The organism is Microbacterium sp. cf046 (assembly GCF_900114345.1).
Classification (GTDB): domain Bacteria; phylum Actinomycetota; class Actinomycetes; order Actinomycetales; family Microbacteriaceae; genus Microbacterium.
The window spans coordinates 605,329-620,833 of record NZ_FOZJ01000001.1 but is presented as its reverse complement, the minus strand read 5'-3'; the positions used below and the strand labels follow the sequence as shown (position 1 = coordinate 620,833).

At 67.6% G+C, this 15,505-nt stretch carries 12 protein-coding genes and 1 pseudogene; 2 read left to right on the top strand and 11 right to left on the bottom strand.

Annotated features, from left to right (window positions below; translation table 11 throughout):
- Complete coding sequence (locus tag BM349_RS02850) at window positions 1–1,641, bottom strand: ABC transporter substrate-binding protein (RefSeq protein WP_091702517.1); 1,641 nt, start codon at window positions 1,639–1,641, stop codon at window positions 1–3.
- Window positions 1,638–3,314, bottom strand: coding sequence for an amidohydrolase (locus tag BM349_RS02845; protein ID WP_091702512.1), 1,677 nt, complete (start codon window positions 3,312–3,314; stop codon window positions 1,638–1,640). The genes BM349_RS02850 and BM349_RS02845 overlap by 4 nt, the downstream gene beginning before the upstream one ends.
- 153 nt (window positions 3,315–3,467) lie before the next feature.
- On the opposite strand from BM349_RS02845, the gene BM349_RS02840 reads away from it, so the two are divergent.
- Window positions 3,468–4,172 (top strand): TetR/AcrR family transcriptional regulator, encoded by a 705-nt coding sequence (locus BM349_RS02840; protein WP_254773697.1) that lies wholly within the window; start codon window positions 3,468–3,470, stop codon window positions 4,170–4,172.
- A gap of 227 nt (window positions 4,173–4,399) precedes the next feature.
- Here the strand turns inward: BM349_RS02840 and BM349_RS18695 are convergent, their stop codons facing one another.
- From BM349_RS18695 to BM349_RS02830, 3 genes are all read right to left on the bottom strand, one after another.
- Complete coding sequence (locus BM349_RS18695) at window positions 4,400–4,540, bottom strand: hypothetical protein (RefSeq protein ID WP_175525172.1); 141 nt, start codon at window positions 4,538–4,540, stop codon at window positions 4,400–4,402.
- A gap of 76 nt (window positions 4,541–4,616) precedes the next feature.
- Window positions 4,617–5,393 (bottom strand): thioesterase family protein, encoded by a 777-nt coding sequence (locus tag BM349_RS02835; protein ID WP_091702504.1) that lies wholly within the window; start codon window positions 5,391–5,393, stop codon window positions 4,617–4,619.
- A 21-nt stretch (window positions 5,394–5,414) separates the two neighbouring features.
- Window positions 5,415–6,029, bottom strand: a complete 615-nt coding sequence (locus tag BM349_RS02830; protein ID WP_091704805.1) for a LysE family translocator — start codon at window positions 6,027–6,029, stop codon at window positions 5,415–5,417.
- A gap of 102 nt (window positions 6,030–6,131) precedes the next feature.
- Here BM349_RS02830 and BM349_RS02825 point away from each other — a divergent pair, with 102 nt between their 5' ends.
- The gene (locus tag BM349_RS02825; RefSeq protein WP_091702500.1) at window positions 6,132–6,584 is read left to right on the top strand and encodes an Lrp/AsnC family transcriptional regulator; all 453 of its coding nucleotides are present in this window, start codon (window positions 6,132–6,134) and stop codon (window positions 6,582–6,584) included.
- Window positions 6,585–6,957: 373 nt separating this feature from the next.
- Here BM349_RS02825 and BM349_RS02820 read toward each other — a convergent pair whose 3' ends face one another.
- The 6 genes and pseudogenes from BM349_RS02820 to BM349_RS02795 form a co-directional block, all read right to left on the bottom strand.
- Complete coding sequence (locus BM349_RS02820; RefSeq protein WP_091704801.1) at window positions 6,958–7,797, bottom strand: alpha/beta hydrolase; 840 nt, start codon at window positions 7,795–7,797, stop codon at window positions 6,958–6,960.
- The gene (locus BM349_RS02815; RefSeq protein WP_254773696.1) at window positions 7,794–9,203 is read right to left on the bottom strand and encodes a zinc-binding metallopeptidase family protein; all 1,410 of its coding nucleotides are present in this window, start codon (window positions 9,201–9,203) and stop codon (window positions 7,794–7,796) included. Before BM349_RS02815 ends, BM349_RS02820 begins: the two co-directional genes overlap by 4 nt.
- Before the next feature lie 196 nt (window positions 9,204–9,399).
- Window positions 9,400–10,260, bottom strand: a pseudogene (locus BM349_RS19075) (MFS transporter); the annotation flags it as partial.
- Window positions 10,261–10,608: 348 nt separating this feature from the next.
- A complete protein-coding gene (locus BM349_RS02805; RefSeq protein ID WP_139230866.1) occupies window positions 10,609–11,829 on the bottom strand; it encodes a PucR family transcriptional regulator in 1,221 nt (406 codons plus the stop codon).
- A gap of 57 nt (window positions 11,830–11,886) precedes the next feature.
- On the bottom strand, window positions 11,887–12,888 hold the full coding sequence (locus BM349_RS02800) for a Gfo/Idh/MocA family protein (RefSeq protein ID WP_217645640.1): 1,002 nt from the start codon (window positions 12,886–12,888) through the stop codon (window positions 11,887–11,889).
- Window positions 12,885–15,473 carry an alpha-L-rhamnosidase gene (locus tag BM349_RS02795; RefSeq protein WP_175525170.1) on the bottom strand — a complete coding sequence of 863 codons (2,589 nt, stop codon included), beginning with the start codon at window positions 15,471–15,473 and terminating at the stop codon, window positions 12,885–12,887. The genes BM349_RS02800 and BM349_RS02795 overlap by 4 nt, the downstream gene beginning before the upstream one ends.
- Window positions 15,474–15,505: the final 32 nt, after the last annotated feature.

The window sequence follows — 15,505 nt, the reverse complement described above, 5'->3', positions numbered from 1 at the left end:
CTATCGCGCACCGATCTCCGCCGCCCATGGGTAGTACATGAAGGCGATCGACGGGGAGACACCGGTGATCCGCCCGCCGAGGAACAGCGACATGGGCGTCGTGTAGAGCGGCAGCCACGGCAGCTGCGCGTTCGCGATCTGCTGCGCCATCGCGGTCTCGACGCTGCGCGCCGCGGGGTCGTCGATCGCGATCGCGGTCGTGACCACCTCGTCGAACTCGGGGTCGCTCCACCCGCCGTAGTTGCTGAACTCGCCCGTGCGCAGCACGGAGTACATCTCGAGCGGGTCGGGACTGGACAGGTACCAGCTCGTGAAGAACAGGTCGACGCCCTCTCTGGCCGCAGGGTCGGAGAACAGCGTGGTGTACGCACCGGGCGTGACGGACTCGATCTTCGCGGTGAGCCCGATCGACTCGGCGGCGGCCGCCGCGGCCTGGGACGTCACCGCGAACTCGCCCGAGATCGGCGCTGTCACGATGACGATCTCCTCGCCGGCGACTCCGGCCTCCTCGACGAGGGCCTTGGCCGCAGCCAGGTCGTACGGGTAGGCATCGACATCCTCGAACGCCGTCTTCACCGCGGCGGGATCGGCCCCGACCCACACCGATTCGGTGGTCAGCACATCCGTGACCTCGCCGATGCCGCCGGCCGCGGCATCCAGTATTCCCTCCCGATCGAGCGCCATGAGCAGGGCCTGCCGAACGCGCAGGTCGCCGAGCGGTCCGTCCAGGTTGCTGACGATGAGGCTGCCGACGGCGGTCGTGAGGCCGAAGTACATCTCACCGGCGTCCGAGCCCTGCAGCTGCGGGACGGCCTCCGACGGGATCATCCACGAACCGTCGATGTCGCCCGAGGCGAGCGCGTTCACGCGCGCAGTGGGGTCGGTCATGAAGACGAACTCGACCTGGCCGGCGTGCGCTCTCAGCGAGTCGTCCCAGTAGCCGTCATACCGCTCCAGGGTGATCGACTCGCCGGACCTCCACTCGCCGAGGCTGAACGGGCCGGTGCAGTTCACCCCGCCGGTGGAGTTGCCGTAGTCCGGCCCCGCCGCGGCGAGCGTCGCAGCGGACTCGACCACGCCGGCCGCACCCCCCATCGCCAGATTGAACTGCGAGCCCGGCACGCTGAGCTCGACGGTGACCTCACGATCGCCGGTCTGCTGGATCGAGACGACGTATTGGTAGACCGAGTACCAGAACGACCCGACCGCCGGGTCGAGGTGGCGGCTCATCGAGGCGACGACATCCGCGGCCGTGAGAGGCGTTCCGTCGTGGAATGTCACATCATCGCGGATCGTGTACACCCACGACGTGGGCGTCGGCTGCTCCCACTGCTCGGCGAGGCCGGCACTCAACGTGTAGTCGGGGTTGAGGCGCAGGAGTGACTCGCACACGTTCGAGAGCACCTCGTTGTCGGCGTAATCGAACGCATACGCGTAATCGAGTGAGTACGGCTCGGAGTAGACCGCCCACGTGAACGAGTCGATGTCGCCCGACGGCGCGGGGGTCGTTGCCGAGAGCTCCCAGTCCACCGCCTCGTCGGTGGGGGTTTCGGATGCTGCGCACCCACCGATGACGAGGGTGAGGGTGGCAGAGGCGGCCGCGGCGACGAGTGCGCGGGAGATGGTGCGGCGAGAGATCATCGGTCTTCCTCAACGGGGTCGGACGCGACGAACGCCGGGCGTCCCTCGATCCATGTGGACAGGACGGTGGAGGTGTGCAGTTCGTCGGACGGGAGGGTGAAGGGGTCGGGCGAGAGCACGACGAGGTTCGCGAGGTGGCCCTCGCGGATCCAGCCGGTGTCGTGGTCGCGGTGGTTCACATAGGCCGATCCGGATGTGTAGGCGGCCATGGCCGTCGCGAGATCGACGCGCTGAGCATCGCCCCCGAGAGGTCCGGCCGGACTGCCCGGGAAGATGCGATTCACGGCGTTGTGGATCGCGTCCATCGGATCGGCGCTGGAGACAGGCCAGTCGCTTCCCGCGGCGAGCCTGGTCTCGGCACGCACCAGGTCGCCGAAAGGATAGTGCCGCGCCTCGAGGCCGTCGCGGAGGAATGGCAACGTCAGTTCATCGAGTTGCGGCTCGTGCGCGGCCCACAGCGCCTGCAGGTTCGCGACGGCGTCGTTCGCCGCGAACCGCGGCACGTCGGCCTGGTCGACGACCTGGAGGTGCGCGAGGTGGTGGCGGCCGTCGCTGGGGCCGTTCGCGGCGCGTGCCGCCTCGACGGCGTCGAGCGCCTCGCGCACTGCACGGTCGCCGAGTGCATGGAAATGCACCTGCATGCCGGCCGCATCCAAGGCGGTCACGGCATCTCGCAGGATGCTCGGGTCGATGAACGAGAGCCCGCAGTTGTGTGTGTCGTGCCCGTGCGCGTCCTTATAGGACGACAGCATCGCCGCGGTCTGGTTCTCGGCGACGCCGTCGACCATGATCTTCGTCGACGTGATCGTCAGCCGTTCGGGCGGAACTTCCGCCGCGAGTTCGTCCCGGCGCATGGACATCCGCTCGACCTGCGCCAGTCCCTGGTCCCTCTCCCACCATTGGGCGCCATTGACATGCACCTTCAGAGTGCCCTCGCGCACGGCGCGCCGATATGCCCCGAGGGGGTCGGCGATGATGCTCGACGCCCCGACCGCGGCATCCTGCCAGCCGGTGATGCCGAGCGCTATGAGGGCCTCCTGCGCAGCGAGCAGGCCACGGTAGGCGAGGTCCTCGCTATGCGCGGGCCGGACCTCGGCGAACAGCTCGCCGGCGCCCTCATGGAACGTGCCGGCGGGAAAGCCGTCGTCCTCGCGCTCGATCCAGCCGTCCACGGGGTTCGGTGTCGAGGCGTCGAGCCCGGCGAGCCGGATGGCTGCCGTGTTGACCCACGTGCTGTGGTGATCGCGACTCAGGAGCAGCACGGGCCGGTCGGGCACGACGGCATCGAGCAGTGCTCGCGTCGGCGCACCGCCCGGAAAGTGGGCCATCGACCAGCCGCCGCCGAGGATCCAGTCGTCCTCGGGGTTCGCTGCGGAATAGTCCGCGACGAGCGAGACGCATGCCTCGGCATCCGCTGCCTCCGTGAGGTTGCACTGCAGCAGCTCCATGCCGCCGCCGACGGGGTGGATGTGCGCATCCTGGAAGCCCGGCGAGAGGAGCGACCCGCCCAGGTCGACGACGCGGGTCTCGTGCCCGACGTACGCGCCCGCCTCCGAGTCGGGGACGACTGCCGAGATGCGGTCGCCGACGACCGCGACCGAGTGAGCATCGAGCGGGCGGCCGGCGCCGAGAAAGATCGGACCGCCCGTGAAGAGGACATCTGCAAGTGGCAACTCTGCCTCGCTTCCGTGTCGAATGACGTTGAAGGGGAGATTAGGTTGTGACAACGCATATGTCAACAGTGTTGACACACTTGTTACACGGCGATGTAGAGTGGGTGCGCGGGACAGCGGCACCGACGAAGGCCGCGTGCGATGGAGGTATCAGTGACACCTGCAAAGGCGGATGCCGCGAGCGCATCGATGAAGGTGCGGCTCGATAGGGACACGATCCTGGCCGCTGCCCTGGAACTCGCAGCGCAGCCCGGAGTCTCGACGCTCTCGTTCCGCGAGCTCGGAGCACATCTGTCGGTCGATCCGACGGCCGTCTACCGCCACTTCCGCAGCAAGGACGAACTGATGATGGCGCTCCTCGATCAGCTCGCCGTGCGAGGTCTCGCCGAGATCGATGTCCCGGTCGAGGATTGGCGCGGGCGGCTCCGCGCGATCTCGATGTCGACGCTGCACCAGTTCGAGCAGTTTCCCGCGATCGGCGTCGAGGCGATCGTGCTCACGACCAACGGCCCGGGCGAGCACGGCGCGATCGAGCTCATGCTCGACGCCTTCACGCGTGCCGGTCTCTCAGGTGAGGAGCTGGTGCGCCATTACGCGCTGCTGGCCGCACATGTGCTGTCGGCGGGTGCCAACATCGCCCGCGCACGGGCCGACGGAGCGAGCGGGGTCTGGCTCGACAAGCCGATCCTCGTCGATCCTCGCGAATTCCCTCTGGTGGCCGCCAATAGCACCCTGCTCGCCCGACTCCGCGACGACGAGCTGTACCGCGCCGGGGTGGAGCTGATCATCGATTCGGCCGAACGCGCCGTCTCGCAGGCGCGATTTGCGACGGACGCTCCCGCTCCACCCGAGGTGTGACAGTCGATGCACTCTCGATTGCCGGTTCGTGGGCACTACTCCCGATGCACATCTGGAGGAACGCGGTGTGGAGGAGGCGAAAGGGTCGGACCGCACGGCCGTCGCCGTTGAGCGGTCTGTCCGATCTGAAAACCGCCCTCTAGGCCTCGCGACGACAAGCTCGGTCAGTCGTGCGAACGTGAAGTGCGGCAAGCGACCCGGCATCTCAGCATGAGTCGGACAGGAGGTCAGTGGCTGGTCGCGGTGACGAGGTCTGCATTGCGAATCGGTGCTGGATACAGCACCTGATCCTCGATCAGAACCCCGAGGTCGACCGTCTGCCCGGTGTCTTTGGCGCAGCGGCGCAATGCATCCTCGCTCGATCCCACCAGCCCATGCTTTCTCGCGGGCTGATCACGCTGAGGGTGGGCTGGCAGGACGTGGTCCATGCTGTCGCCGGCCGGTCTATGCCCGCGGCCGGAGGGTGAGGATCTGCTGCATCGTGCCGATCGGGCCGTGCTCGTCGTGCAGCACGGAGTGGGTGAGTCCGATCCCGTTTGTGCCGAAGGTGACCGTGGTGTCGAACCCGAGCCACTCACCCCGGGGTTCAGTGAAAAGGTGCACGGTGGTGTCGAGGTTGGGAAAGGCGACGGCGGTCGGCGGGTGGCGTGGGGCGATGCCGTTGGCGATGTCGAGGATGCTGAGCGCACGGGCGGTGGAGCTGATCGGTTCGCCGTTCAGAAGGGGCACGCCGGGTCGCAGCCAGAACTGGGCGCGTCCCGGAGCGGTTTCGGCGCGGCGGGCGTCGACGGTGCGGACGAATTCGCCCGGCCAGAGGCCTTCGGCGTGCCACGACTCGAGATCGTCCGGTGCCGGGATGGTCGGGAAGTCACCCCCGGCGATCGACGCCGTGTCACCGGGCGCGAGCAGCCAGGCGCGGAGGACGACCGCAGCGCGGCCGTTGTGGCTGAGGGTCGCCCCGACGAGTTCGATGGTGCGCCCGGCCCGGAGGACGCGGACGTCGAGGTCGACGACGCCGATCGGGAGGGTGCCGAGGATGTCGAACGACAGGCGGGCGACCCGGAGGTCATCGACACGGCGGGAATCGCGATCCAGCTCGACGCAGTGGGTGAGCAGTCCGAGCGCGGGGGCGACGTGCTGCTCGGCCGTGTTCCAGGCGCCTTGGACCGCGGGGGTCGCCCGAAAGGACGCTCGGTCGAGGCGTTCGAAGTATGCGGTCACGGTCGGATCGTACGTGGCCGGCTACAGGACGAGACGCTCGATCAGCAGGAACGCGCCGATCGCGATCATCGCGATGCCCGACACCCGACTGACGAAACGAGCCGCCGTGGGGCGCGAGCGCAGCATACTGTCCGCTCCGAACCCGACCGCGAGGTAGACCACCGCGCAGCTGGCGACATGCACGAGGCCCAGCACGACGATCTGTGCGGCGAGCGGCCAATCGGACGTGCGGTCGGTGAACTGCGGAAGGATCGCGAGAAAGAGCAGGAACACCTTCGGGTTGAGACCGCTCACTCCGAACCCCTTCCACCACCAGGTCGCCGACGAGGTCGCGGCCACCTGCTCACCGGCGTACACGACGGCCGGCCGTCGCAGCGTGCCGATGCCCAACCAGACGAGGTACAGCGCCCCCGCCACCGTCAGCACTGTCAGGGCGGCCGGCAGCCCGCTGATCAGCGCCCCGACCCCCGCCGCCACGATCAGCGTCGCCGCCACATGGCCCGTCAGCATCCCGCCGACAGCCGGCAACGTGCGCTGTCTCATCCCCGCCGTGATCGCGTACGCCCAGTCCGCGCCCGGCGTGATCACGAACAGCATCGACATTCCCCAGAACGCTGCGATCCCTGCCAGCCCCATGATGGCCTCCACTCCGTCTCCACGGAAAGAGTAGGAACAATTCGCCCGAAGGTGTTCCCTACTTTGCGCCATCCCCGCGGAATATGAGCAAGAATTCAACTCATGGACGCCGTCGACCGGAAGATTCTTGCCGAACTTCAGAACGATGGTCGATTGACCGTCACAGAACTGGCCGAACGCGTGAAGCTCAGCGTGTCCCCGTGTCATCGGCGACTGCGAGACCTGGAGCGTTCCGGCGTGATCAGCGGGTACCGCGCAATCCTGGATCCCGTCGCGGTCGACCTCGGATTCGAGACGCTGATCTTCGTCACGATGCGCGAGGCCACCCGAGAAACGATCAGCGTGTTCGAACGAGCAGTCGCCCAGGTCGCACACGTCACCCTCGCACAGCGGCTTTTCGGCAACCCCGACTACCTGTTGCGCGTCGTCGCCGCCGACCTCACCCACTTCCAGCGCCTCTACGACGACGAACTCAGCGCCCTCCCAGGCGTACAACGGCTCAGCACCACCCTGGTCATGAAGAAGGTCGTCCAGGACCGTCCGCTGCCCCTATGAACGCGGTAGCCCAGCTAGTGGCAGACGCCTTTACTCACTTCCGTGCGGCGGAAGCAAGAGAAATCATCTGATCAGGGACTTATGGCGGTGACGGTGGGATTTGAACCCAAAGAGGTTCGATCGCGCTCGTTCCCCTTCGGCCGGAAAACCCCGAAGTATCGCGGTTTGGCGCCTTGCGGAATGACGTCTCGATCCGTTTCGATCGGGCTGATTCGTGTTCAGTTGTGGGCACGATGTGGGCACGAAGCTGGTGGACTCGATCGCCCACTCGCGAGACACCTTGGCGTGTTTCACATCCAGTGTGACGTCGGAATCAGCCGATCCTCCAGTTCGCCCGAAGTGGACGGCACTGCGCAGTCCGCCCTGTGCGCGGTCAGTGCAACGCGGCCACGTGCGCATGCATCCAATCGAGAACCAGGGCGCGGATACGGTCGCGGTCGAGGTCGTTGAGAAGCTCGTGACACCCGCCTTCGACGATCTCCAACGTCTTATCACCGCTCGTGATCGCATCGAAGAGCCGTCTGCTGCCGTCCGGATCCGTGGAACGGTCATCGGCGCCGTGCAGGATGAGTGTGGGTATCGTCCAGGACGCCGCACCGCGCCACACGTCTGCTGCCGCGACGAGCGACGTCCGTGCGGTCAGGTTCGTGAGCCTGCCCTTGTAGATCAACGGATCGTTCGCGTAGAGGTCGGAGTTGTCCGCCAGTCGTGACAGCGACGACGGCGGTGCCGCTCGCAGTGGCGCGGGCGCGTGAGGCGCGATGGTGGCGAACACGCCAGCGAACCCGCGTAGCACTGGCCCGGCCGGTTTCGGAAGAGCCGGGCTGGTGAGCACGACCCCCGCCACGCCGGCGGGATCCGCGACGACCGTGTGCGCGGTGACGAGCCCGCCGAGCGAGTGCCCGAACAGCAGGAGCGGCCCGTTGCCGGTGAGGGCACGCTTCGCCGCGAGGTGGTGGCGCGCGGCCTCCCGCACGTCGAGCGATCCTCGCCGTCCTTCCGATCTGCCGTGACCCCGAAGGTCGATGGCGTAGACGTCGAAGCCCGCCGCGAGAAGGTGTGGGATCAGCTCGTGATATCGATGCACGAAACGTTCGGCGTATTCGCCGTAGCCGTGCTGAAGGAGGACTCGCCCGCGAGGGGCGGGTGATGCCCAGCGGTACCCCCGAACAGGCGCGCCGAGATTCCATTCCTCGCTCGGGGGCGCGATCATCGCCCGGCGCGGATCGATGCCGGCACCCGGTCGGATCCGCGCAGTCGGTCCCACGGCACCGCACTGAGTTCGCGGGCGGCGGCCGTGAAGGCGATGAGCTGGCGGCGCATGGCTTCGATGTCGATGAGGTGCGCGACCGGTTCGGCATTGAGCAGATAGCCGGGTCCGGTGATGAAGTTCGCGGCGGGCAGTCCGGCGGCGTGCCAGAACGGGCAGCCGTCGCCTGGCCAGGTCAACCCGTCAGGAGATCGGCCGGTGAGGTCGGGCACGAAGGGACGCACCACGCGCGATTCGGTGACGTGAGCGGCGTCCAGCGCCTTTCGCATCGCCGCGATGACCGGCTCGTGGTGGGTGGTGAAGCAGCATCCGAATTCGTACTCCTGATCATCTCGATGGCCGGACCAGCCCTCGGGAGCCACGCGCGCGCCTAGGTGCTCGAGGCACAAAGCGGCGGCGATCCGGGGAACGAGGTCGTCGCGGTGCGTGGCGAGGAACGCTTCGACTCCCCACGCCTCTTCGATGGCGAAGTGACCGGTGGTGAGCAGGATCAGGATGCCGCGGTCCAACTCGCCCGTGGGGATCCCTGCGAGGTGCGCAGCCATGGCGATGATCGCCTCGGGGCCGTTGTCTTCGAGTCCGTTGGGCCCATCGGTGTGCGACTGGATCACCACGAGCTCGTCGCTCGCGCCGGGGATGAACCCGAGGATGTTGTGCGTCTCAACCTCCTTGATCGACGCCTCGAGAGTGAGCGTCGCCGCCGCGCCAACGCGCGACAGCAGCGCATCCCCCTCTTCGCGGCCGACGAACAGGGCCGGGAGCCCGCGGTGCACGCCGTCGTAGAGAAGGTAGGCGTCGGTGAGCTCATCGGCGGGAAGATCCACCGAGATGATCAGACCGGCAGCGCCGCCGGCGACGAATCGCGCGAGCTGTGCGCGCATCTCGTCCTGGCTGAGCCAGATCCGCTCGTACGGGTCGGCGGCGCTGTAATCGACGGGATGCACGGGCAGCGCCGGGGCGCCCCAATCGAGCATGTCGAACATGCCCGCGTTGTAGGGCGGCAGCGTCACCCGTACGACGCCGATCACGCCCTCGCCCGGGTCGGAGGAAAGTGGACCCGTCACGCCGTCTGACGCCGTCGAACCTGAATACGGCACGGGTGAGATGACCTGGATGTCGTCGCCGTCGGCACGGAGTGACCATCCCTCCGGCGTCCACCGTCGCATCGGAACGGCCTCGGTCCACACTCGATCGACTCCAGCCTCGGTCAGCCGGCGGGCGAGGTCGTCGATGTAGTCGGCATGTGCAGCGGAGCCCGTGGCGCGAAGGCCGCGCCGGTCGAGGTTCTGCTGCCATTCGGTCAGCAGTTCGACGGTGACGAAGCCGTCCGGGGCGGTAGCGAGTGCCATGTCTGGTGCCTTTCAGGACGTCAGCGGACGGATCTGATCGGGGCGATGAAAGCGGCGCTGACCGCGCAGAAAGCCATCGCCCCGATGAAGACGGGAAAGAAGCCGAAGCCCAACGCGACGAGGCCGCGCTGGCGACGGGGGCGAGAGCCTGGCCGCCGGTGTTCGCGATGTTGAGGATGCCGAGGTCGCGTGCCCTCGACTCGGCGCTGGGCAGCACCTCGCTGGTGAGTGCGGCATCGACGGCGTAGTACGAGCCGAACGCCATTCCGCCGAGAACGGCGAACCACAGCATCCCGGTGTGCGTCGCCGAGATCATCGGGGCGGCCCCGGCGGCGACGGCTATCAGCGACGCCACGATGACGGGCAGCCTGCGGCGCTGCAGACGGTCCGAGATCGGCCCTGCGGCGGCGGCGCCGAGAAGCGCCGTGCCGAGGAAGATGAGCGAGTTGAGGCGGACGGCGGCGGCGGCATCCGCTTCGGCCATACCGACGTAGTCGGTGAAGATGTACAGCTGGAAGCTGTTGATCATGAAGTAGCCGAGGACGAGCAGCAGCCGGCCCCACAGTACGAGGTAGAAGTCGCGCGCGTGGCGGGGGAATCGGAAGGATGCCGCGACCTCGCTGAACCGGATGCGCTCGCGCGTCGCGCCGGCGTTCGAGTAGTCGGGGGCGATCAGCACGGTCGCCACGGCGAGGAGCACGAACAGCGCCCCCGCGACCTGGAACCCGAGGGTGAGGTTGTCGACGAAGACCGAGCCGACGACCGTGCCCACCGCGGTCCCGAGCAGGAGGCCGATGCCGACCAGCGCCGCTACACTCGCGCGTCGGTGGTGCGGAACACGGTCGGGAAGGATGGCGGCGACGGATGCACCGGTCGCGTTCAGTGCCGCGATCACCAGGCACCACCAGAACGACAGCCAGCCGAAGCTGTCGGCCAGTGACACCGGGATCAGGAGAATCGCCGCCGCGATGGCTCCGCCCACAATCCACGGCGAACGCGCGCCGAACCGGGTGCGTGTGTGATCCGAGAAGGTCCCGAAGATGACCGCCGACACCATCGCGACCAGCGCAGCGACTGCTGTGAGCACGGCGAGCAGCTGGATCTTGTCGTCGGGGTTCGTGTTCGCGATCCGTGCGGGGATCAGGATGGCGCTGCCCGCACTGAACGGCAGGATGTACGCGACCGTGCCGAGCATCATGGCGATGCCGACGCGGAGCATGCCGGTTCGGGACCGAATGGCGGCTTCGGGTACGTGGGTGAGAGGCTCTACGGCCACGGGAACTCCTCGATGACGACGCTGTACTGACAAGGCTCTTCGAGTCTGAGCGAGTCCGCCGTCGACGGATACGCACATCAGGTGCGACTTGAGCACGTCCCTTTGTGAGATCTACAAAACCGTTGGCGGTCAGACGTCCATCGCCCGTACGTACATGGCCGCGAGCACGACGGCGCGCTGCGCGGGATCTCCCGTGTCGAGACCGGTGGCTTCCGCCATCCGACGGAGTCGGTAGTCCACGGTGTTCGGGTGCACGTGCAGCGCGTGCGCCGTTCGACTGCGGTCCCATCCGTTGCGCGAGGCGGCTCGCAGCGTGGCATCCCAGTCGGGATGCTGCTCCACCACCGCCAACCGCTGGCGGAGCATTTCGCGTGCGGGCCCAGGGCGCGTCAGTTGGTACGGGAGGAGCACGTCATCGAGGAACCACGCCCCGCCAGCGAAGTCGATCGCCAGCACCAGCTGCAGGATCTCCTCGGCCAGGGCAGCCGCATCGCGCACCTCGGATGCCGTGGCGAAGACCGCACCGGCGTGTATGGCGACATCCAGGTTCTGTGCGAGCCGTTCGATCGCCGCCCGCACCCGAGTTGACTCGTCGCCGCCCGACTCAGCAGGCAGCGGGATGAGTGCCGTCCCATGGGGATCCCCGATGACGGCGAGCACCTCACCGCTTGAGAGTTGGTCGAGCGTTTGCAGCAGTGCGTTGCCCCGGCGTGCCGACACGACATGAGAAGAGCGGTCGGAGCCCGCCGCATCCGGGCCCATGTGAAGGGCAAGGACGAGGTACCGAGGGGCGACCGGCAGCCCGGACCGCGCCGCAGCCTGATCCAGATCACCACCGGCAAGGAGCGCCGAATACACCGCGTAGCGCGCATCCCGTTCGCCCAGGCGCACGCGAGACGCCTCGCGCTCGAAGCCGCGCACGACGAGGGCCATCACACCGCGCAGGTAGTCGAACAGTGCACCGGTGAGTGTGATCAGGTCATCGAGCTCGTCGGGCCGGGCGCTCGAAGCCATGTGTCGCCAGATCGCCGCGGTCCCTCCGACGTAGGTCTCCAGCAGGTTCTCGACCGGGAATCCCTCGCCTGCGCGGACTGCCGCCGATGCAACGAGCTCTGACGCGGAACCCTCATCCAGGACGGTCTCGCCGGTGAACACCCGAGCGAACAGTCCGACGTTGTAGTCCATGATCCAGCGCAGCTGCGCCACACGCTGGCTGTCGTCACCGACGGCGGAGTCGCGCAGCTCTGCGAGCGCCGTGTCGACGAGTTCTCGACGGTGAGCGAGAATCCACTCCGTCGCGGGAACGCCGCCTATCCGCACGCCCGCCGCCGGCTGTTCTGGAATCTTCACAGTCCGAGCCTGGCGCACGGGAGGCCGCTGCGCCAGGGCTCAAAGATCTCTGGGTGATCAGATCATCGCAGTGGGCGGCGGCATCAGAGGCCGGCGCGGATTCATCCCAGACGCCCTGTAGATGTCGTCCACGACGTCCATGGTCGCGACGGCTTCGTCGACGCCGTGGAGGTTCTCTACCCCCGCCGAGATCGCATCGCGGAACGCCTCGAGCTGGTAGCGGTAGCTGCTCTTGCGATCTGCCCGCTCGCGGCGTCGAACCTGCGGGCCGTCGATCCGGATCCTGCCGCCCGCCTGTGGATGATATGGCCACGCCACCCGCATCCTTGCCCGCGAACCGACGACCTCGAAACCGAGCGCGAAGGGACGGGAAGACCACATTCCGCAGTCGACGCGGGCGTCGATCCCCTCGATGTCGAGGTGTGCGGTCATCCGCCGGTCGATGTCGCCGCGGCGGAGCGCGACGGCGCTGCGGACGGTCGGCTCTCCGATGACGTCGCGGATCAGGCGGACCGGGTAGACGCCGAGGTCCATGACGGAGCCGCCGCCGAGGCCCCGATCCCAGCGGATGTCGTTTCCTGGCGGGATCGGCGCGTGGAACCAGGCGGAGGCGCTGCGGATGTCGCCGAGTTCGCCGGATCGCACGACATCCCGCAGCCGAGCCGTGAAGGGATGGAACGACGTGTGATGCGCCTCCATGATCACGAGCCCCGATCCTTCGGCAGCAGCCCGCACCGCGCGCGCTTCGTCCGCGTTCGCCGTGAACGGCTTCTCGCACAGGACGTGCTTGCCGGCCGCGATGGCGGCCAAGGTCCATGTTCCGTGAAGGGCGGCGGGGAGCGGCACGTAGACCGCGTCTATGTCGGGGTCTTGGAGGATCGCCTCGTACGTGTGGTGCACGATGGGGATGCTGTGCCGTCGTGCATACGATGTCGCTCGTTCCGGGTCGCGGGCGGCGATCGCAGCGATCGCCACCCCGGACGTGCGGCGCGCTGGCGACAGCAACGCCGAGCGGTTGATCCGCGCGGCGCCGAGGACTCCGATCCTGAGGACCATCATGCGGACGCGATCGCGGCCATGTCCTGACCCTTCAAGATGTGGTTGCCTGAGCCCACAGCACGCGTCTCCCACGGGGTCATGATGCGGGCGGTCGTCCCTGCAGGCACGGTCACTTCCAGGACGAGGGTGTCGCCTTCCCGTTGCCATCTACTGGTCGCCTCACCGAACGGAGTGTCTACTGTGGTGCCGGCAGACTGCAGTTGGGGAGCCAAGACCGGAGCGATGAGGATTTCGCGATACCCGGGGGCGGCCGGCGACAACCCGGCAAGTCCTTCCGTAAGCCATCGGGCTACGGCCCCGAAGGCGTAGTGGTTGTGCGAGGCCTTGCCGTAGCCGTCGTCTTTGTAGCCCTCCCATGTCTCCCACACCGTGGTGGCGCCGCGCTCCACCTGATACAGCCATGACGGTGACGTGTTCTGGAAGAGCAGATCGAGGGCGACATCGGAACGACCGCCGTCGACGAGGACCTGCAGGAGCATGGGCGTCGATAGGAATCCCGTGGTGATGTGGTTCCCGTTCTCTCGGATGAGCTCGACGAGGCGTTCCACGGTTCGTTGCCGCTGCTCGGGCCGCACCAGATCGAACGCGAGCGCGCGCACATAGTCGTCCTGGCGGTCGAGCGCAACGGTGCCATCGGCGTGCACGTAGGCATCTCGCCACGCCGCCGCGACCTTCGCGGAGAGTGTGCGGTAGCGCTCGGCATCCACCCGGCGGCCGAGCACGTCGGCGGCTTGAGCGAGGATCGCGGCCGAGTGCGCGAAGTACGCGGTCGCGATCTCGGCGGGCGAGCGGACCATGTGCCCAGCGATGGTCTTCAGCGCGTTGTCGCCCGGTCGCAGCCACTCGCCGAAGTGGAAGCCGCTGTTGAGGATGTAGCGTCCGCCGCGTCGCTTCTTGGCAGCGCGACGAGCCATGCCGTCGACTCTCATCCGCATGCTGTCGTACTGCCGTGCCAGCAGTTGCAGGTCTCCGTAGTAGGTGTATAGAGTCCACGGCAGGATGACGGCCGCGTCCGACCAGCCAACGGCACCCGACATGTAGTGGACCATCGTGCGCCCGACGCTCTTCTTGATCGGAGCTTGGCTGGGGACATAGATGGGGACGAAGCCGTCGTCGAACTGCTCGATGGCCAGATTCCGCAGGTACCTGTGCAGGAACGCCTGCGAGTCCACGAGCACTGCCGCGGTCGGGCTGAACGCCTGGATGTCGCCGGTCCAGCCTGCGCGCTCGCGCGTGGGGCAGTCGGTGGGCGTGTCGGTGAAGTTGGAGATCACGCTCCACACGACGTTGTGGTGGAGTTGGTTAAGCCGAGGGTCGGACGATTCGAAGGTGCCGGTGTGCGCGAAGTCCGTGGAAACCACGACGCCTTCAACGTCGGCGGGGTCGATCGTGTCGGAAAGTCCGGTCACCTCCACGTAGCGGAACCCGTGCGTGGTGAACGACGGCTGCCACCATTCGGGTTTGGACGACAGGGTGACGACATCCCGCTGAAAGAACTGGAAGCCGTCGGTGAACGACTTCACGTCTAGTTCGCCTGCCGGCGTCAGCAGTTCGCCGTGCGTGAGCTGAACCACGGTGCCGCTTGGTCCTCGTAGCCGCATTCGCACGACGCCGGAGAAGTTCTGCCCGAAGTCGAGGAGCTGGGCCCCGGACGGGGCGCGAGAGACCGTGGCGCAGAGCCGCTCGACGCCTCGGACGCGATCGACCTCTTCAGCGATCAGCGCGTGGCCATCGTCGGGCAGGACTTCAGCGCGTGCGAAGCGGGCCGGCACCTCGGCTCCGGTGAGCCAGTCGCTGTCGGGGATACGCAGGTCGGCGCGTTCGCCGTTCTTCGGGTCGGATCCCGTGATCCGTCCCGGCCCGGCGAACCAGGCGCCGTCGGTCTGTGTGCGCACCGTCGTGCCGTCGGCGAGCGTGATCTCGAACTGCGCGAATGCCCCGATGCGGTCGCCGTACACTGCGCGCGAACCGGTCAGGCCGAGCCCTCCGCGGTACCTGCCATCTCCGACAGCGACCGCCAGGATATTGCGCCCGGCCCGCAGCGCATCCGTCACGTCGTAGGTCTGGTATTCGACGACCTCGGACAAAGGTGTGAATCGCGGAACCTGGTCATCGCCGGTGATGTCGTGCCCGTTCACGAAGAGGCGATACCAGCCGAGGGCGCTCGCGTAGGCGCGCGCTCGGACGACCTCGGTGGAGAGTTCCACCGCGCCGCGCAGGTACAGCACCGGGTCGTCCTTCTTCGATGACGGCGCCGGGCCGCTGATCCACTCAGCCGACCAGAGCACGGGATCGAGGATGCCGGTCTCGAACCAGTCCGGATCGCTCCACTGCGACACCGGCTGCGCCCGGCCATTGCCGCTCCAGGCGACGCGCACCCGCCACCAGTACCGCGTCATCGACTCGAGCTCGGGTCCGCCGTAGACCGCCCCGAACGGCAGGTCGGAGGGGACGCGGCCGCTGCCCCACAGCGGGGGCGAGTCGAAATCCTCGGATGCCGCCAGCTCGATCTCGTAGGCGGTCTGGATGACCTCGGACGCTTCGGTCTGCAGTTTCCATGCGAATTCGGGGCGCCGCGAGTCCATTCCGAGAGGGCGCACGCGGGCGTTCGTTCTGA

Bases quoted from the DNA above. Each gene is read 5' to 3' on its own strand.
- BM349_RS02850 (WP_091702517.1), bottom strand. From the start codon at position 1,641: ATGATCTCTCGCCGCACCATCTCCCGCGCACTCGTCGCCGCGGCCGCC.
- BM349_RS02830 (WP_091704805.1), bottom strand. From the start codon at position 6,029: ATGGGGCTGGCAGGGATCGCAGCGTTCTGGGGAATGTCGATGCTGTTC.
- BM349_RS02825 (WP_091702500.1), top strand. From the start codon at position 6,132: ATGGACGCCGTCGACCGGAAGATTCTTGCCGAACTTCAGAACGATGGT.
- BM349_RS02820 (WP_091704801.1), bottom strand. From the start codon at position 7,797: ATGATCGCGCCCCCGAGCGAGGAATGGAATCTCGGCGCGCCTGTTCGG.
- BM349_RS02815 (WP_254773696.1), bottom strand. From the start codon at position 9,203: ATGGCACTCGCTACCGCCCCGGACGGCTTCGTCACCGTCGAACTGCTG.
- BM349_RS02800 (WP_217645640.1), bottom strand. From the start codon at position 12,888: ATGATGGTCCTCAGGATCGGAGTCCTCGGCGCCGCGCGGATCAACCGC.
- BM349_RS02795 (WP_175525170.1), bottom strand. From the start codon at position 15,473: ATGGACTCGCGGCGCCCCGAATTCGCATGGAAACTGCAGACCGAAGCG.